This window comes from Haliea salexigens DSM 19537 (assembly GCF_000423125.1).
Taxonomy (GTDB): domain Bacteria; phylum Pseudomonadota; class Gammaproteobacteria; order Pseudomonadales; family Halieaceae; genus Haliea; species Haliea salexigens.
Genome location: NZ_AUHJ01000019.1, coordinates 39,453 through 53,640 on the forward strand (window position 1 = coordinate 39,453; position 14,188 = coordinate 53,640).

General features: G+C 58.0%; 30 protein-coding genes. 1 reads left to right on the top strand and 29 read right to left on the bottom strand.

Annotated elements, in window-relative coordinates; genetic code table 11:
- Nucleotides 1-10 precede the first annotated feature (10 nt).
- The 28 genes from rpsD to G533_RS0116620 all read right to left on the bottom strand — a co-directional run bounded on the left by rpsD (nt 11) and on the right by G533_RS0116620 (nt 13,033).
- Nucleotides 11-631 (bottom strand): 30S ribosomal protein S4, encoded by a 621-nt coding sequence (gene rpsD, locus G533_RS0116490; protein WP_027950919.1) that lies wholly within the window; start codon nt 629-631, stop codon nt 11-13.
- Between the two features lie 33 nt (nt 632-664).
- Complete coding sequence (rpsK, locus tag G533_RS0116495; protein ID WP_027950920.1) at nt 665-1,057, bottom strand: 30S ribosomal protein S11; 393 nt, start codon at nt 1,055-1,057, stop codon at nt 665-667.
- Nucleotides 1,058-1,132: 75 nt separating this feature from the next.
- Entirely contained in the window at nt 1,133-1,489 is a 357-nt protein-coding gene (rpsM, locus tag G533_RS0116500; protein ID WP_027950921.1) for a 30S ribosomal protein S13, read from the bottom strand.
- Between the two features lie 149 nt (nt 1,490-1,638).
- Nucleotides 1,639-1,755, bottom strand: a complete 117-nt coding sequence (gene rpmJ / locus G533_RS24090; protein ID WP_084639065.1) for a 50S ribosomal protein L36 — start codon at nt 1,753-1,755, stop codon at nt 1,639-1,641.
- 31 nt (nt 1,756-1,786) lie between these two features.
- Nucleotides 1,787-3,109: a preprotein translocase subunit SecY gene (gene secY / locus G533_RS0116505; protein WP_027950922.1), complete on the bottom strand. Its 1,323-nt coding sequence runs from the start codon at nt 3,107-3,109 to the stop codon at nt 1,787-1,789.
- Nucleotides 3,110-3,544, bottom strand: coding sequence for a 50S ribosomal protein L15 (rplO, locus tag G533_RS0116510; RefSeq protein ID WP_027950923.1), 435 nt, complete (start codon nt 3,542-3,544; stop codon nt 3,110-3,112).
- 15 nt (nt 3,545-3,559) lie between these two features.
- Entirely contained in the window at nt 3,560-3,742 is a 183-nt protein-coding gene (gene rpmD, locus G533_RS0116515; protein ID WP_027950924.1) for a 50S ribosomal protein L30, read from the bottom strand.
- An 18-nt stretch (nt 3,743-3,760) separates the two neighbouring features.
- Entirely contained in the window at nt 3,761-4,273 is a 513-nt protein-coding gene (gene rpsE, locus G533_RS0116520; RefSeq protein WP_027950925.1) for a 30S ribosomal protein S5, read from the bottom strand.
- A 9-nt stretch (nt 4,274-4,282) separates the two neighbouring features.
- Nucleotides 4,283-4,633, bottom strand: a complete 351-nt coding sequence (gene rplR / locus G533_RS0116525) for a 50S ribosomal protein L18 (RefSeq protein ID WP_027950926.1) — start codon at nt 4,631-4,633, stop codon at nt 4,283-4,285.
- Nucleotides 4,634-4,643: 10 nt separating this feature from the next.
- Nucleotides 4,644-5,171, bottom strand: coding sequence for a 50S ribosomal protein L6 (gene rplF, locus G533_RS0116530; RefSeq protein ID WP_027950927.1), 528 nt, complete (start codon nt 5,169-5,171; stop codon nt 4,644-4,646).
- Nucleotides 5,172-5,195: 24 nt separating this feature from the next.
- Entirely contained in the window at nt 5,196-5,591 is a 396-nt protein-coding gene (gene rpsH / locus G533_RS0116535) for a 30S ribosomal protein S8 (RefSeq protein WP_027950928.1), read from the bottom strand.
- A gap of 15 nt (nt 5,592-5,606) precedes the next feature.
- Complete coding sequence (gene rpsN / locus G533_RS0116540; protein WP_027950929.1) at nt 5,607-5,912, bottom strand: 30S ribosomal protein S14; 306 nt, start codon at nt 5,910-5,912, stop codon at nt 5,607-5,609.
- 10 nt (nt 5,913-5,922) lie between these two features.
- Complete coding sequence (gene rplE, locus G533_RS0116545; protein WP_027950930.1) at nt 5,923-6,462, bottom strand: 50S ribosomal protein L5; 540 nt, start codon at nt 6,460-6,462, stop codon at nt 5,923-5,925.
- Nucleotides 6,463-6,485: 23 nt separating this feature from the next.
- On the bottom strand, nt 6,486-6,800 hold the full coding sequence (rplX, locus tag G533_RS0116550; RefSeq protein ID WP_027950931.1) for a 50S ribosomal protein L24: 315 nt from the start codon (nt 6,798-6,800) through the stop codon (nt 6,486-6,488).
- A 26-nt stretch (nt 6,801-6,826) separates the two neighbouring features.
- Nucleotides 6,827-7,195, bottom strand: a complete 369-nt coding sequence (rplN, locus tag G533_RS0116555) for a 50S ribosomal protein L14 (protein WP_027950932.1) — start codon at nt 7,193-7,195, stop codon at nt 6,827-6,829.
- A gap of 40 nt (nt 7,196-7,235) precedes the next feature.
- Nucleotides 7,236-7,502 (bottom strand): 30S ribosomal protein S17, encoded by a 267-nt coding sequence (gene rpsQ, locus G533_RS0116560; protein WP_027950933.1) that lies wholly within the window; start codon nt 7,500-7,502, stop codon nt 7,236-7,238.
- A 2-nt stretch (nt 7,503-7,504) separates the two neighbouring features.
- Entirely contained in the window at nt 7,505-7,696 is a 192-nt protein-coding gene (gene rpmC, locus G533_RS0116565) for a 50S ribosomal protein L29 (protein WP_027950934.1), read from the bottom strand.
- Nucleotides 7,696-8,109: a 50S ribosomal protein L16 gene (gene rplP / locus G533_RS0116570; protein WP_027950935.1), complete on the bottom strand. Its 414-nt coding sequence runs from the start codon at nt 8,107-8,109 to the stop codon at nt 7,696-7,698. The genes rpmC and rplP overlap by 1 nt, the downstream gene beginning before the upstream one ends.
- Before the next feature lie 11 nt (nt 8,110-8,120).
- Complete coding sequence (gene rpsC / locus G533_RS0116575; RefSeq protein ID WP_027950936.1) at nt 8,121-8,792, bottom strand: 30S ribosomal protein S3; 672 nt, start codon at nt 8,790-8,792, stop codon at nt 8,121-8,123.
- Between the two features lie 17 nt (nt 8,793-8,809).
- A complete protein-coding gene (gene rplV / locus G533_RS0116580) occupies nt 8,810-9,148 on the bottom strand; it encodes a 50S ribosomal protein L22 (protein WP_027950937.1) in 339 nt (112 codons plus the stop codon).
- A gap of 28 nt (nt 9,149-9,176) precedes the next feature.
- Nucleotides 9,177-9,452 (bottom strand): 30S ribosomal protein S19, encoded by a 276-nt coding sequence (gene rpsS, locus G533_RS0116585; protein WP_027950938.1) that lies wholly within the window; start codon nt 9,450-9,452, stop codon nt 9,177-9,179.
- Nucleotides 9,453-9,490: 38 nt separating this feature from the next.
- The gene (rplB, locus tag G533_RS0116590) at nt 9,491-10,318 is read right to left on the bottom strand and encodes a 50S ribosomal protein L2 (protein WP_027950939.1); all 828 of its coding nucleotides are present in this window, start codon (nt 10,316-10,318) and stop codon (nt 9,491-9,493) included.
- Between the two features lie 14 nt (nt 10,319-10,332).
- On the bottom strand, nt 10,333-10,629 hold the full coding sequence (rplW, locus tag G533_RS0116595; protein WP_027950940.1) for a 50S ribosomal protein L23: 297 nt from the start codon (nt 10,627-10,629) through the stop codon (nt 10,333-10,335).
- Nucleotides 10,626-11,243 (bottom strand): 50S ribosomal protein L4, encoded by a 618-nt coding sequence (rplD, locus tag G533_RS0116600; protein ID WP_027950941.1) that lies wholly within the window; start codon nt 11,241-11,243, stop codon nt 10,626-10,628. The genes rplW and rplD overlap by 4 nt, the downstream gene beginning before the upstream one ends.
- 18 nt (nt 11,244-11,261) lie before the next feature.
- Nucleotides 11,262-11,897 carry a 50S ribosomal protein L3 gene (gene rplC, locus G533_RS0116605; RefSeq protein ID WP_027950942.1) on the bottom strand — a complete coding sequence of 212 codons (636 nt, stop codon included), beginning with the start codon at nt 11,895-11,897 and terminating at the stop codon, nt 11,262-11,264.
- Between the two features lie 123 nt (nt 11,898-12,020).
- Complete coding sequence (gene rpsJ, locus G533_RS0116610; RefSeq protein ID WP_027950943.1) at nt 12,021-12,332, bottom strand: 30S ribosomal protein S10; 312 nt, start codon at nt 12,330-12,332, stop codon at nt 12,021-12,023.
- 133 nt (nt 12,333-12,465) lie between these two features.
- Nucleotides 12,466-12,780: a TraR/DksA family transcriptional regulator gene (locus G533_RS0116615; protein ID WP_027950944.1), complete on the bottom strand. Its 315-nt coding sequence runs from the start codon at nt 12,778-12,780 to the stop codon at nt 12,466-12,468.
- A gap of 10 nt (nt 12,781-12,790) precedes the next feature.
- A complete protein-coding gene (locus G533_RS0116620; protein WP_027950945.1) occupies nt 12,791-13,033 on the bottom strand; it encodes an HP1242/YdcH family protein in 243 nt (80 codons plus the stop codon).
- A gap of 196 nt (nt 13,034-13,229) precedes the next feature.
- On the opposite strand from G533_RS0116620, the gene G533_RS0116625 reads away from it, so the two are divergent.
- Nucleotides 13,230-13,631, top strand: coding sequence for an NINE protein (locus G533_RS0116625; RefSeq protein WP_027950946.1), 402 nt, complete (start codon nt 13,230-13,232; stop codon nt 13,629-13,631).
- A gap of 62 nt (nt 13,632-13,693) precedes the next feature.
- Here G533_RS0116625 and G533_RS0116630 read toward each other — a convergent pair.
- Nucleotides 13,694-14,188: EF-Tu C-terminal domain-related protein (locus G533_RS0116630; protein ID WP_027950947.1), on the bottom strand; the 495-nt coding region annotated here is incomplete at its 5' end.

Consider the following 14,188-nt stretch of genomic DNA (forward strand, 5'->3'; position numbering starts at 1 on the left):
TAAGTCCGGATTACTTGGAGTACAGTTCCACGATCAGGTTTTCATTGATCTCGGAAGACAGGTCCTGACGCTCAGGCGCTGACTTGAATACTCCTTCCAGCTTATCGCTATTGAAATCGATCCACTCGGAATCCCCGCGCTGGGCGGCAAGCGCCAGGGCGGACTGCACACGCAGCTGCTTTTTGGCCTTTTCGCGCAGGGAAACGATATCCCCTGCTTTCACCTGGTAGGACGCTACGTTGACCACTGCGCCGTTGACCAGAATGCCCTTGTGAGACACCAGCTGGCGCGCTTCGGCACGCGTGGAGCCAAAACCCATGCGGTATACGACGTTGTCGAGACGGCTTTCCAGCAACTGCAGCAGGTTTTCGCCGGTCGCGCCTTTCAGGCGTGCAGCTTCCTTGTAGTAGTTGCGGAACTGCTTCTCCAGTATGCCGTAGATACGGCGTACTTTCTGCTTTTCACGCAACTGTACGCCGTAGTCGGACAGACGGCCGCGGCGCGCGCCGTGCTGCCCTGGGGCGGATTCGGGTTTGCACTTACTTTCGAGTGCACGCACGCCGCTCTTGAGGAACAGATCTGTTCCCTCCCGGCGGGCCAGCTTGCACTTGGGTCCAATGTATCGAGCCATGTCAGTTGTTCCTGCTAAGCGCTTGTCTTGATATTAGACGCGACGTTTCTTGGGCGGACGGCAGCCATTGTGCGGAATCGGCGTCACGTCGGTGATGTTGGTGATTTTGTAACCACAGGCATTGAGAGCGCGCACGGCGGACTCGCGACCTGGGCCGGGGCCTTTCACCTGAACATCGAGGTTCTTCAGCCCGTATTCCTTGGCAGCCTCACCAGCGCGCTCGGCGGCGACCTGGGCCGCGAAGGGCGTGCTCTTGCGTGAACCGCGGAAACCGGAACCACCAGACGTCGCCCAGCTCAGGGTGTTGCCCTGGCGGTCGGTGATGGTGATGATCGTGTTGTTGAACGATGCGTGCACGTGCGCAATGCCGTCCACCACGGTCTTGGTTATCTTCTTGCGAGTGGTCTTGCCACCTGGCTTGGCCATACTGTTTTTCCTGCTTTAATATCGACACTGCACCCGGTGCAGCTACACTAAAAAGGATTCGCGGGTACGAGTCCCTTACTTGCGAATCGGCTTGCGCGGGCCCTTGCGGGTACGTGCATTGGTCTTGGTGCGCTGACCGCGCAGCGGCAGGCTGCGGCGGTGACGCAGGCCACGGTTGCAGCCCAGGTCCATCAAACGCTTGATGTTCATGGACACTTCCCGGCGCAGGTCACCCTCAACCGTCATCTCGCCGACTTTGGTGCGCAGTGCATCCATCTGTCCTTCGTCGAGATCACCAATCTTCGCGTCCTCGGCAACACCGGCCTCGACGCACAGGCGGCGTGCCTGTGTACGACCCACGCCAAAAATGTAGGTCAGGGCGATAACAGTGTGCTTGTTATCAGGTATGTTGACGCCGGCAATACGAGCCATCCAACTTTCTCCAAATACTCAAATCGTCGCTTTGCACTGGGCAGAAACACCTGACCCCTCAATCGACAAGATTGAGGGTGTGTGGCGCGAAAGGCGCAGCATTCTAGCGATATGTTTACTAAAAATCAACAGTCAGTAACCGGGGCCGATCAGCCCTGGCGCTGCTTGTGACGCGGATCGGTATTGCAGATAACGCGGACGACGCCCTTACGACGAACGACCTTGCAATTTCTGCAGACCTTCTTTACTGATGCACGTACTTTCATTTCACTTCTCTCCAATGACCGGCCAGCACTATCAGCGGCCGGAAGCACCATAGTTGTTCAGCTTCGCTTTCTTCATCACCGAGTCATACTGGTGAGACATCAAGTGGCTCTGCACCTGCGCCATGAAGTCCATCACCACGACGACCACGATCAGCAGGGAGGTACCACCCAGGTAAAACGGCACATTCCACATCACCACCAGGAACTGGGGCATGAGGCACACCAGCGCGATGTAGGCGGAGCCAAATACCGTCAACCGGGTCAACACGCCATCAATGTAGTTCGCTGTCTGCTGACCGGGGCGAATACCGGGGACGAATGCGCCGGATCGCTTGAGATTGTCAGCCACTTCCTGCGGGTTGAACATCAACGCCGTGTAGAAGAAGCAGAAGAACACCACAAACGCCGTAAACAGCAAGATGTTCAGGGGCTGCCCCGGACCAATCGCCAGAGCCAGGTCCTGCAGCCAGTCTGCCGAGCCACTGGACCCGAACCACTGGGCAATAGAGGCCGGGAACAGCAGGATGCTGCTGGCGAAAATAGCCGGTATCACGCCCGCCATATTCACTTTCAACGGCAGGTGCGAGCTCTGCGCCTGCATCATCTTGCGCCCCTGCTGCCGCTTGGCGTAGTTGACGGTAATACGCCGCTGGCCACGCTCGATAAACACGATCATGTAGATGACTGCGATCGCCAGCGTCAGGATGAACAGCAGTACCAGAATGTTCAATTCGCCCTGGCGCGCCTGTTCCAGCGACTGACCGATCGCAGCCGGCAGGCCGGCGACAATACCGGCAAAAATCAGCAGCGATATCCCGTTACCAACGCCCTTTTCGGTGATCTGCTCACCCAACCACATCATGAACACGGCGCCGGTAACCAGCGACGTGATCGCTATCACGTAAAACACCACCGACACGTCATACGACATGCCCTGGTTAGCCATACCCACGGTCATGCCCGTGGCCTGGATAATCGCGAGCACCACGGTCAGGTAGCGGGTGTACTGGCTGATTTTGCGCCGCCCGGACTCACCTTCTTTCTTCAGCGCTTCCAGCTGCGGTGTCACGGCGGACATCAGCTGCATGATAATCGACGCGGAAATATACGGCATGATGCCCAGCGCGAGGATACTCATCCGCTCCAGTGCACCACCCGAGAACATGTTCGCCAGACCAAGAATGGTGCCCTGATTCTGGTTGAACAAGGCTGCCAGCTGGGCAGGGTCAATTCCCGGAACCGGTATGTGCGTACCGATCCGGTAAACAATAATGGCCAACAATACAAAACGAAGGCGAGCAAAGAGCTCGCCCAGTCCTGCTTTATTCGACCCTGGCAGCTGACCTGTCGCCATTTATTCCTCGACCTTCCCGCCGGCCTGTTCGATCGCCGCTCGCGCGCCTTTGGTAACTACGAGGCCCTTGACGGTAACAGGCTTGCTGACTTCACCTGACAAGAACACACGCACGCGCAGTACGTCCTGGCGGATAACATCAGCCGCTTTCAACGCGTCGATATCGACCACATCGCCGTCCACGGCATTCAGTTCACCCAGGCGCACCTGTGCAGTAGTACGCGACACACGTGAAGTGAAGCCATACTTCGGCAGGCGCTTCTGCAGCGGCATCTGGCCGCCTTCGAAACCCGGACGCACTTTGCCACCGGAGCGGGACTTCTGCCCCTTGTGACCGCGGCCTGCGGTCTTGCCCAGGCCACTCCCGATACCACGGCCAACGCGCTTGCCTTCTTTGCGCGCGCCGGGGTTCGGCCCCAGGTTGTTCAGTCGCATAACGTCTGACATGATTTACTCCTCGATCCGAACCATATAGTTCACTTTATTGATCATGCCGCGAACAGAGGGGGTATCTTCCACCTCAACGGTATGACCAATTCGGCGCAGACCCAGGCCCGCGATACAGGCGCGGTGGTTCTTCAACCGACCGTGGACGCTTTTGGTCTGCGTCACTTTGATAGTAGCTTTAGCCATGACTCGCCAACCCAATAATTAGTTCAGAATTTCTTCGACGGTTTTGCCGCGCTTCGCCGCCACATCATCCGGGGAACACATGTCGCGCAGGCCATTGAAGGTTGCGCGTACCACATTGACCGGGTTGGTGGAGCCATAGCACTTGGCCAGTACGTTGTGTACGCCGGCAATTTCCAGCACAGCACGCATTGCACCACCCGCGATAACACCGGTACCTTCGGATGCCGGCTGCATGTACACCTTGGATGCACCGTGGCTGGCTTTCACCGGGTATTGAATTGTGCCCTGGCTCAATTCGACCTGGATCATGTTGCGACGAGCGGCTTCCATCGCCTTCTGGATCGCAACAGGCACTTCGCGCGCCTTGCCGCGGCCGAAGCCGACCTTGCCATTGCCATCGCCCACAACCGTCAGCGCGGTAAAGCTGAAGATACGGCCACCCTTGACCACTTTGGCAACACGGTTGACCTGCACCAGTTTTTCCTGGAGGTCGCCGTCCTGCTGCTGCTTCTTCTGATCGTTAAACGCCATAACCTTACCCTAGAATTCCAGTCCACTTTCACGGGCAGCGTCGGCAAGCGCCTTGACACGTCCGTGGTACTTGTAGCCTGCGCGGTCAAACGCAACCTTCTCGATTCCGGCGGCCTTGGCGCGTTCCGCGACCAGCTTGCCTACAGCGGCTGCAGCCTCCTGGTTGCCGGTGCTGCCTGCGCGCAGGCTGCTGTCCAGCGTCGACGCGCTGGCCAGAACCCGATCACCTGCGGGCGCGAGAACCTGGGCGTAGATGTGCCGTGGCGTACGGTGCACGCTGAGACGGTTGACGCCCTGCTCACACATACGGTTGCGAGCGCGACGTGCGCGACGCAGCCTTGAATCATTCTTTGCACTCATCTCAACCTACCTACTTCTTCTTGGCTTCTTTACGCCGCACGTTCTCGTTGGCGTAGCGAATACCCTTGCCCTTGTAAGGCTCTGGCGGACGGAAGCTGCGAATCTCGGCAGCCGCCTGGCCTACAGCCTGCTTGTCGATACCCTTGACCACAACTTCAGTCTGGGTTGGCGTTTCGGCGCTCACGCCTTCTGGCAGCTGGTAATCCACCGGGTGCGACAGGCCCACGGTGAGGTTCACCGACTTGCCGTCCGCCTTGGCGCGATAACCTACGCCGTTGAGAACCAGTTTCTTTTCCCAGCCAGCACTGACGCCGACCACCATGTTATTCAGCAGCGCGCGTGTGGTACCTGCCAGCGCCTTGAACTTGTCACCGTCATAGGCGATGTTGAGCGCACCGTCCTCTTCGTTGATGGCGATACCCAGGCCCAGTTCGAGCGCCAGCGTACCTTTGCCACCTTTGACGGTCACATCGCGACCGCTCTGGGTCACGGTGACCCCCTGCGGCAGCTGTACCGGATTTTTTGCGACTCTAGACATGTTGAATGCCCTTCTTCAGTAATTCTAGAAAACGGTGCAGAGCACTTCGCCACCAACGCCCGCAGCTCGCGCTGCGCGGTCGGTCATCACGCCCTTGGAGGTGGACACGATCGCCACTCCCAAGCCGTTGCGAATAGTCGGCAGTTCGCCCTTGGCTGCGTAGCTACGCAGGCCAGGACGGCTAACGCGGTCGATCTCGGCGATAACGGGCTTGCCTTCGTAATACTTCAGCTCAATGCTGAGGCGCGGCTTGCCCGACTCGGCGGAGGCCGCAAAGTCGTTGATGTAACCTTCGTGCTTGAGCACCTCGGCAACAGCGGCCTTGAGCTTGGAACCGGGCATTTCTACACGGGCCTTGCCAGCCATCTGGGCGTTACGGATGCGGGTCAGCATATCTGACAGCGGATCTTGCATACTCATGATCGAATCTCTCCGTTACCAGCTGGCTTTAACCAGACCCGGTACATCGCCGCGCATCGCTGCTTCACGCAGCTTGTTGCGGCACAGGCCAAATTTACGATAGACACCGTGAGGACGGCCGGTCAGCTGGCAACGACGCTGCTTGCGTACCGGGCTGGCATCGCGGGGGAGCTTTTGCAGCGCAATCTGCGCGTCCCACTTGGCGTCATCGGATGCGTTCTGATCGTTCAGGACAGCCTTCAGCGCGGCACGCTTGCCGGCATACTTGACCACCATCTGCGCGCGCTTCTTCTCACGTGCGATCATCGATTTTTTAGCCATTACTTGCCTCTTAACCTTTCAGGGGGAAGTTGAAAGCGCGCATGAGAGCGCGGCCTTCATCATCCGTACGAGCCGTGGTGGTGATGGTGATGTCCATACCGCGCAGCGTATCCACCTGGTCGTACTCGATTTCCGGGAAAATAATCTGCTCGCTGACACCCATGGCGAAGTTGCCGCGGCCGTCAAACGACTTCGGGCTGACACCGCGGAAGTCACGGATACGCGGGATCGCAATCGTGATCAGGCGCTCCAGGAATTCGTACATGCGATCTGAACGCAGCGTCACCTTGCAGCCGATCGGCCAGCCATCACGGATCTTGAAACCCGCGATGGAGCGCCGGGCCAATGTAATGACGGGCTTCTGGCCGGAAATCTTCTCCATGTCGGCGACGGCATTCTCCAGCACTTTCTTGTCGCCCACCGCCTCGCCAACACCCATGTTCAGGGTGATTTTGGTGATGCGCGGGATTTCCATCACATTACCCAGACCCAGCTCTTCGCGCAGCTGGGGAGCGATCTCGCTCTTGTACTTTTCTTTCAACGTTGCCATGTCTTTTACCCTTGACCCCCTACTCAGGCGTCAATCGCCTCGCCACTGGATTTGAAGATACGCATCTTGGTATCCCCATCAACTTTGTAACCGACCCGGTCGGCCTTGCTGGTCGACGGGTTGTAAATTGCCACGTTGGACACCTGGATCGGCGCTTCGCGCTCGACAATGCCCCCGGCGACACCCATTTGCGGGTTGGGCCGTGTGTGTTTTTTCACCATGTTGATGCCAGAGACAACCACGCGATTGTCAGTGAGCACCTTGCGAACCTTGCCGCGCTTACCCTTGTCCTTGCCGGCCAGGATAATCACTTCGTCATCGCGCTTGATCTTGGACATTACGGTTTCCTCTCCTCCTGGCCGAATCAGATAACTTCCGGAGCCAGAGAAATAATCTTCATAAACTTCTCGCCACGCAGCTCACGAGTCACGGGGCCAAAAATACGGGTGCCGATGGGCGCCTGCTGGTTGTTCAGCAGCACAGCGGCGTTGTCGTCAAACTTGATCAGCGAGCCATCGGGGCGACGCACACCTTTACGGGTGCGCACCACAACCGCCGTCATGACCTGGCCCTTCTTGACCTTGCCGCGCGGAATCGCTTCCTTCACGGTGACCTTGATGAGGTCGCCAACGCGCGCGTAGCGACGCTTGGAGCCACCCAGCACCTTGATGCACATCACCCGACGGGCACCGCTGTTGTCAGCGACTTCCAAATACGACTCTGTCTGAATCATCTCTTACTCCAAACTGCGGCGGGGCCGCAAAAAACAGCGCTTATACCTGTTGGGCGTTTACCACGACTTCGAGCAACTTCCAGGTCTTGCTCTTGGAAATGGGCCGGGACTCAGTCACTTTCACGGTGTCACCAATGCTGCAGACGTTGTTCTCGTCGTGCGCGTGGATCTTGGATGAGCGCGTGATGTACTTGCCGTACACCGGGTGCTTGACGCGACGCTCAATCAGGACCGTGATGGTCTTGTCCATTTTGTTGCTGACAACCTTGCCAGTTGCCGTCCGTATACGCTTCTCTGCACCAGACATGTTCAGTTACCCGCCTTTTCGTTCAGCAAAGTCTTGACGCGTGCGATGTCGCGCTGGTTCTGCTGCAGCAGATGCGTCTGCCCCAGCTGACCAGTGGACTTCTGCATGCGCAGCTTGAACTGCTCTTCACGCAGGGTGAGCAGCTGCTTGTTGAGGTCCTCAGGGGACTTGTCACGCAATTCGCTAGCTTTCATCACATCACCGACCGTTTAACAAATGTAGTGGCTACCGGAATCTTCGCGGCGGCCAGGGCAAACGCTTCCCGCGCCAGCTCCTCGGAAACACCCTGCACTTCGTACAGAACCTTGCCGGGCTGAATCTGGGCTACCCAGTATTCAACGTTACCCTTACCTTTACCCTGACGAACTTCCAGCGGCTTGCCGGTAATCGGCTTGTCGGGGAAGACCCGGATCCAGATTTTCCCGCCACGTTTGATATGACGGGTCATCGCACGACGGGCGGCTTCGATCTGGCGCGCCGTAATGCGGCCGCGGCCGGTCGCCTTGAGGCCGAACTCGCCAAAGCTGACCTTGCTGCCGCGCTCTGCCAGGCCGCGGTTGCGACCCTTCATCATCTTGCGGAATTTAGTACGCTTAGGTTGAAGCATCTGCGTAACCCTTAATTAGTTGCTGTCTTCTTGGCGCTGTCGGAATTATGCTCCGTGCCAATCACTTCACCCTTGAAGATCCACACTTTCACGCCGATGATGCCGTACGTGGTAGATGCCTCGTAGGTTGCATAGTCGATGTCTGCGCGCAGTGTGTGCAGCGGTACACGACCTTCACGATACCATTCGGTACGCGCTATCTCGGCGCCACCCAGACGGCCACCCACCTGGATCTTGATGCCTTCGGCGCCCTGGCGCATCGCGTTCTGCACCACACGCTTCATGGCACGACGGAACATGACACGACGCTCCAGCTGCTGCGCAACGTTCTGCGCAACCAGCTTCGCATCCAGGTCGGGCTTGCGGATTTCCTCGATGTTGATGTGCACGGGCACACCCATCTTTTCCGCGAGCGTCTTGCGCAGGCCGTCAACGTCCTCACCTTTCTTGCCAATCACAATACCCGGGCGGGCGGTGTGAATGGTGATACGTGCCGTTTGCGCGGGGCGCTCGATTACAACGCGGCTCACGGAAGCGTGCTCCAGCGTTTTCTCGATGTACTTGCGTACTTCAAGATCGGTAATCAGCGTCTTCGCATAGTTTTTGCTATCTGCATACCAGATCGAGTTGTGATCTTTGACGATACCTAAACGTATGCCGACCGGATGTACTTTCTGACCCATGTGGTCTTCTCCTGAACTTAGCCTTGGCCGTCTGCAACTTTCACTGTGATATGACAGGAACGCTTGAAAATGCGATCCGCACGACCCTTGGCACGTGGCCGCAGACGCTTCATGGTCATACCTTCGTCGACAAAGATGCTGGACACTTTAAGCTCATCCACATCCGCGCCTTCATTGTTCTCAGCATTGGCAATCGCAGAGTCGAGAATTTTCTTGACGATCTGAGCTGCCTTTTTGGTGCTGAATTCGAGCAGGCTCAGAGCCTCCTCGACAGGCTTGCCGCGCACCTGGTCTGCAACCAGGCGGGCCTTCTGGGCCGAGATCCGCGCACCTTTCAGTCTTGCTGCAACTTCCATTTTCCTAAACCTCGCTATAGACCAGCGCTTAGCGCTTCGCCTTCTTGTCCACAATGTGCCCTTTGAAAGTGCGTGTTACCGCAAACTCTCCAAGCTTGTGACCAACCATGTCTTCATTGATCAAAACCGGCACATGCTGACGGCCATTGTGGATGGCGATTGTCAGACCAACCATATCCGGCGATATCATGGAACGGCGCGACCAGGTCTTGATCGGGCGACGGTCGTTGCTTTCAATCGCTGCTTCAACTTTCTTCATCAAGTGAAGGTCGATAAAGGGACCTTTTTTCAGTGAACGCGGCACAGTGTCTTCCTCTAATCTCTTGGCTCTATCGACCGAACTTATTTCTTGCCACGACGGCGCACGATAAGGCCGTCAGTGCGTTTGTTCGAGCGCGTCTTGTAGCCCTTGGTCGGGGTACCCCACGGGCTGACCGGGTGCCGGCCACCTGAAGTGCGGCCTTCACCACCACCATGCGGGTGATCAACCGGGTTCATCGCCACACCGCGCACGGTCGGGCGCACACCGCGCCAGCGAGCAGCACCGGCCTTGCCGAGCTTGCGCAGGCTGTGCTCGGAATTCGACACCTCGCCAATAGTGGCGCGGCAGTCGGAAAGCACCTTGCGCATTTCACCCGAGCGCAGACGCAGCGTTGCGTACTGCCCTTCGCGAGCGACCAGCTGCACCGAAGCGCCTGCAGAGCGCGCCACCTGGGCACCTTTGCCCGGCTTCAGCTCGACCGCGTGGATAACTGAACCCACAGGGATGTTGCGCAACGGCAGGCAGTTACCAATCTTGATTGACGCTGCGGAGCCGGACTGCAGAACATCGCCCGCCTTCACGCCCTTGGGCGCGATGATGTAACGACGCTCACCGTCTGCGAACAACAACAGGGCGATATTCGCCGTGCGGTTGGGATCGTACTCGAGGCGCTCAACCTTGGCCGGAATACCGTCCTTGGAACGCTTGAAATCGATAATGCGGTAGTGCTGCTTGTGGCCACCACCAACGTGACGCACGGTAATGCGACCGTTGTTGTTGCGACCGCCGCGACGGCTCTGCTTTTCCAGCAGGGGAGCGTGAGGCGCACCTTTGTGCAGGCCCTCGCTCACCACGCGGACGACGTGACGACGTCCTGGCGATGTCGGTTTACTTGTTAAAACTGCCATCTCGCACCTACTCCTTATTCAGCCACGGCAAAGTCGATGTCCTGACCCTGCTCCAGACGAACATATGCCTTCTTCCAGGTCGGCCGCGCGCTCAGGCCATACTTGTTACGCTTGACCTTGCCTTTGACCTTGAGGGTCTGCACGGCATCGACCTTGACCTTGAACAGCTGCTCGACCGACTTCTTGATTTCGGCCTTGGTTGCATTCACAGCCACCTTGAAAACGTACTGGTTGTTGGCGTCCGCCAGTACCGCAGCCTTCTCGGATACGTGTGGCGCCACCAATACCTGGAAAATCCGCTCCTGGTTCATGCGAGCATCTCCTCAATCTTCTTCACGGCACCCACAGTGACCATCACCTTGTCGTAGGCGATGAGACTCACCGGATCAACACCGTCAACATCGCGCACATCAACCTTGTGCAGGTTGCGCGCTGCGAGGTACAGGTTCTCGGCCAGCTCCGCGGTCACGATCAGCACGTTGTCCAGACCGTATTCACCCAGTTGCTTGACCAGCAGCTTGGTCTTCGGCGCCTCAAGATCCATACTCTCGACGACCAGCAGACGATCCTGGCGTGCCAGCTCCGACATGATGGAGCGCATGGCCGCGCGGTACATCTTGCGGTTCACTTTTTGCGAGTGATCCTGTGGACGCGCTGCAAACGTGACGCCACCGGTGCGCCAGATCGGCGAACGGATGGTGCCAGCACGGGCGCGGCCGGTACCTTTCTGGCGCCAGGGCTTCTTGCCACCGCCACTGACTTCGGAGCGCGTCTTCTGGGCACGGGTGCCCTGGCGCGCGCCAGCCAGATAAGCGGTAACCACCTGGTGCACGAGATCTTCATTGTATTCGCGGGCAAAGGCGACATCAGACACTGAAACCGTGCCCGCTGCGGCGTTACCTGGCTTGACTACACTCAATTCCACGTTAGAGACCCCCTAACCTTAAGCCTTGACCGCGGGACGCACGATAACGTCTCCGCCGGGTGCACCGGGGACAGCGCCCTTGATGAGAAGCAGGTTACGCTCCGCATCAACACGCACGATCTCCAGACCCTGGGTGGTCACTGTTTCAGCGCCCATGTGCCCGGACATCTTCTTGCCCTTGAACACACGACCAGGCGTCTGGCACTGACCAATTGAACCCGGGGCACGGTGCGACAGCGAGTTACCGTGCGTCGCGTCCTGCATGGAGAAGTTCCAGCGCTTGATCACGCCCTGGAAACCCTTACCCTTGGACTTGCCGGCCACATCCACTTTCTGGCCAGCAGCAAAATGTGCAACCGTCAGCTCGGAGCCCACCGCAGGCGTCTCATCGCTTTCCGCTAGGCGGAACTCCCAGAGACCCGTGCCGGCTTCCACACCCGCCTTGGCGAAGTGACCCGCTGCTGATTTACTCACTTTCGAGGCCTTGCGGTTACCCGCAGTGACCTGGATTGCCCGATAGCCATCGCTCTCGAGCTCTTTGATCTGAGTAACGCGGTTTGGAGAAACCTCCACTACGGTTACTGGAATGGACGCGCCGTCCTCGGTAAAAACACGAGTCATACCGGACTTACGGCCGACTAAGCCAATAGTCATCTTACTAACCTCTCAGTGTACGGGGCTTACCCTCTATGGCCGCCCCGCCTTGCTTCAAAGAACCGGGCGTTACACACCCGCAGACCATGTGGGCCTACGGGCTGGTCTTGCTACGAGTTATCGTTAACCAAGACTGATCTGTACTTCTACACCTGCTGCCAGGTCCAGTTTCATCAGGGCGTCTACCGTCTTCTCGGTAGGCTCCACGATGTCGAGCAGACGCTTGTGGGTACGAATTTCGTACTGGTCACGAGCATCTTTGTTCACGTGCGGGGAAACCAGCACGGTGTACTTCTCTTTGCGAGTCGGGAGCGGGATCGGCCCCTTGACCTGCGCGCCAGTGCGGCGAGCGGTTTCCACGATTTCCTGGGTAGACGTGTCTATCAGGCGATGGTCGAAAGCCTTGAGGCGAATACGAATGCGTTGGTTCTGCACCAGACCTAACTCCAATCAATAAAAAACCAGGGGTCCGCAATGGAGCCCCCCGAAAAAGGAACGCGAATTCTAAAGACCACCCCGCGAACTGTCAAGCAGGGTACGGGATTATTTTAGTGGTGAGAGGGCCGCTTTACTCTGCACAATTCACACAATGGGCGGCGGTTGGCAGTGCCTCCAGACGCGCTGCGCCAACGGCCTCGCCGCAGCGAACGCAGTGGCCGTAAGTGCCGGCATCCAGGCGAGCGAGCGCCGCGCGGGTGTCAGCAATCGACTGCGTGGTTTCCAGACCGATAGCGTCCTCGACCTCGTCATTTTCCCGCTCTTGGGCCTGCTCAGCCCAGTCTCCGGAATGGCTTCGGGTCACATCGCGCTTGATGCTGCCCAGACGATGTTCAAGCTCGGCAAGGCTTGCCGACAACCGGGCGCGTACTTCTGCATTACTCATGGGTGCCATGTTACACCGCAGCGTTGAGCATGCAATAGAGGGCGTCCTTTAAGTGCAGGCGACGCATTTTCGCCTGCTCTTCGGTATGTGTCGCCACCGGCGTCACTTCGTTCTCCATATTCTCCACCTCCCTGGTCAGTTCGTGGTATTCATCGAACAGTTTGCGAAAATGCGCATCGTTCATCTTCAGGGCGTGAATCCGGTCGCGGAATTCGGGGAACTCGTGTACGAGATCGTGATGCTCTACTGACATGGTGTCTCCTTGTTTATTAATGGCCCGGCCAGGACAATGCTGCTCTCAGCCAGCGGCGGCCCTTCAGCGTAGTTCATGCAGCGGGCCTGGTGCCATGATCCAGATCATGGCCAGGATACCCGTTAACCGACATCGGACCTTGACGTTAATCCGCGCAGCGGTAACGATGCCACTACTGGCTTCAGGAGAAAAGCACATGCGCAACGACAACGAAACCCATTCGGTACTCATCGGCTATCTGTTGTGGATCTTTGGCTTTATTGGTGCCCACCGCTTCTACTATGGCCGCCAGATCACCGGTGTTATCTGGTTCTTCACCCTAGGCCTGTTCTTCATCGGCTGGATTATCGACCTGTTGCTCATACCGGGTATGGCACGGGATGCCGATCGGCGCTACGTAGAGGGCCCAACCGACTACAGCCTTGCCTGGATCCTCCTCACCTTCCTCGGCGTCTTCGGAGTGCACCGGTTGTACATGGGTAAGATCGTCACCGGCCTTGTCTACCTGCTTACGCTGGGGCTTTTCGGGCTGGGTGTTCTGTACGACTTCCTCACACTGAACAGCCAGATTTCAGAAAAGAACCTGCAGCGCCAGTAACACACGGCCTGCAACGAAAAAGCCCGGCACATGGCCGGGCTTTTTGTCTAGCGAGCGCCAGTTTACTCGAGGATCTTGGCGACGACGCCAGCACCCACGGTGCGGCCGCCTTCACGGATCGCAAAGCGCAGACCATCTTCCATCGCGATCGGCGCAATCAGCGTCACAACCATCTGGATGTTGTCGCCCGGCATGACCATCTCAACGCCTTCCGGCAGCTCACACGCACCCGTCACGTCCGTGGTACGGAAGTAGAACTGCGGACGGTAGCCCTTGAAGAACGGCGTGTGACGGCCACCTTCGTCCTTCGACAGCACATACACCTCTGCCTCGAACTTGGTGTGCGGCTTCACTGAACCCGGCTTCGCCAGTACCTGGCCACGCTCAACGTCTTCACGCTTGGTGCCACGCAGCAGTACGCCAACGTTCTCGCCCGCACGGCCTTCGTCCAGCAGCTTGCGGAACATCTCAACGCCCGTACAGGTCGTCTTCACGGTGTCGCGGATACCGACAATCTCGATTTCCTCGCCTACCTTGATCACGCCACGCTCAACACG

What these genes read in the sequence shown, in the direction of transcription:
- rpsD (WP_027950919.1), bottom strand. Translation starts at nt 631, where the DNA reads ATGGCTCGATACATTGGACCCAAGTGCAAGCTGGCCCGCCGGGAGGGA.
- rpsK (WP_027950920.1), bottom strand. Translation starts at nt 1,057, where the DNA reads ATGGCCAAGCCAGGTGGCAAGACCACTCGCAAGAAGATAACCAAGACC.
- rpsM (WP_027950921.1), bottom strand. Translation starts at nt 1,489, where the DNA reads ATGGCTCGTATTGCCGGCGTCAACATACCTGATAACAAGCACACTGTT.
- rpmJ (WP_084639065.1), bottom strand. Translation starts at nt 1,755, where the DNA reads ATGAAAGTACGTGCATCAGTAAAGAAGGTCTGCAGAAATTGCAAGGTC.
- secY (WP_027950922.1), bottom strand. Translation starts at nt 3,109, where the DNA reads ATGGCGACAGGTCAGCTGCCAGGGTCGAATAAAGCAGGACTGGGCGAG.
- rplO (WP_027950923.1), bottom strand. Translation starts at nt 3,544, where the DNA reads ATGCGACTGAACAACCTGGGGCCGAACCCCGGCGCGCGCAAAGAAGGC.
- rpmD (WP_027950924.1), bottom strand. Translation starts at nt 3,742, where the DNA reads ATGGCTAAAGCTACTATCAAAGTGACGCAGACCAAAAGCGTCCACGGT.
- rpsE (WP_027950925.1), bottom strand. Translation starts at nt 4,273, where the DNA reads ATGGCGTTTAACGATCAGAAGAAGCAGCAGCAGGACGGCGACCTCCAG.
- rplR (WP_027950926.1), bottom strand. Translation starts at nt 4,633, where the DNA reads ATGAGTGCAAAGAATGATTCAAGGCTGCGTCGCGCACGTCGCGCTCGC.
- rplF (WP_027950927.1), bottom strand. Translation starts at nt 5,171, where the DNA reads ATGTCTAGAGTCGCAAAAAATCCGGTACAGCTGCCGCAGGGGGTCACC.
- rpsH (WP_027950928.1), bottom strand. Translation starts at nt 5,591, where the DNA reads ATGAGTATGCAAGATCCGCTGTCAGATATGCTGACCCGCATCCGTAAC.
- rpsN (WP_027950929.1), bottom strand. Translation starts at nt 5,912, where the DNA reads ATGGCTAAAAAATCGATGATCGCACGTGAGAAGAAGCGCGCGCAGATG.
- rplE (WP_027950930.1), bottom strand. Translation starts at nt 6,462, where the DNA reads ATGGCAACGTTGAAAGAAAAGTACAAGAGCGAGATCGCTCCCCAGCTG.
- rplX (WP_027950931.1), bottom strand. Translation starts at nt 6,800, where the DNA reads ATGTCCAAGATCAAGCGCGATGACGAAGTGATTATCCTGGCCGGCAAG.
- rplN (WP_027950932.1), bottom strand. Translation starts at nt 7,195, where the DNA reads ATGATTCAGACAGAGTCGTATTTGGAAGTCGCTGACAACAGCGGTGCC.
- rpsQ (WP_027950933.1), bottom strand. Translation starts at nt 7,502, where the DNA reads ATGTCTGGTGCAGAGAAGCGTATACGGACGGCAACTGGCAAGGTTGTC.
- rpmC (WP_027950934.1), bottom strand. Translation starts at nt 7,696, where the DNA reads ATGAAAGCTAGCGAATTGCGTGACAAGTCCCCTGAGGACCTCAACAAG.
- rplP (WP_027950935.1), bottom strand. Translation starts at nt 8,109, where the DNA reads ATGCTTCAACCTAAGCGTACTAAATTCCGCAAGATGATGAAGGGTCGC.
- rpsC (WP_027950936.1), bottom strand. Translation starts at nt 8,792, where the DNA reads ATGGGTCAGAAAGTACATCCGGTCGGCATACGTTTAGGTATCGTCAAA.
- rplV (WP_027950937.1), bottom strand. Translation starts at nt 9,148, where the DNA reads ATGGAAGTTGCAGCAAGACTGAAAGGTGCGCGGATCTCGGCCCAGAAG.
- rplB (WP_027950939.1), bottom strand. Translation starts at nt 10,318, where the DNA reads ATGGCAGTTTTAACAAGTAAACCGACATCGCCAGGACGTCGTCACGTC.
- rplW (WP_027950940.1), bottom strand. Translation starts at nt 10,629, where the DNA reads ATGAACCAGGAGCGGATTTTCCAGGTATTGGTGGCGCCACACGTATCC.
- rplC (WP_027950942.1), bottom strand. Translation starts at nt 11,897, where the DNA reads ATGACTATTGGCTTAGTCGGCCGTAAGTCCGGTATGACTCGTGTTTTT.
- G533_RS0116615 (WP_027950944.1), bottom strand. Translation starts at nt 12,780, where the DNA reads ATGAGTAATGCAGAAGTACGCGCCCGGTTGTCGGCAAGCCTTGCCGAG.
- G533_RS0116620 (WP_027950945.1), bottom strand. Translation starts at nt 13,033, where the DNA reads ATGTCAGTAGAGCATCACGATCTCGTACACGAGTTCCCCGAATTCCGC.
- G533_RS0116625 (WP_027950946.1), top strand. Translation starts at nt 13,230, where the DNA reads ATGCGCAACGACAACGAAACCCATTCGGTACTCATCGGCTATCTGTTG.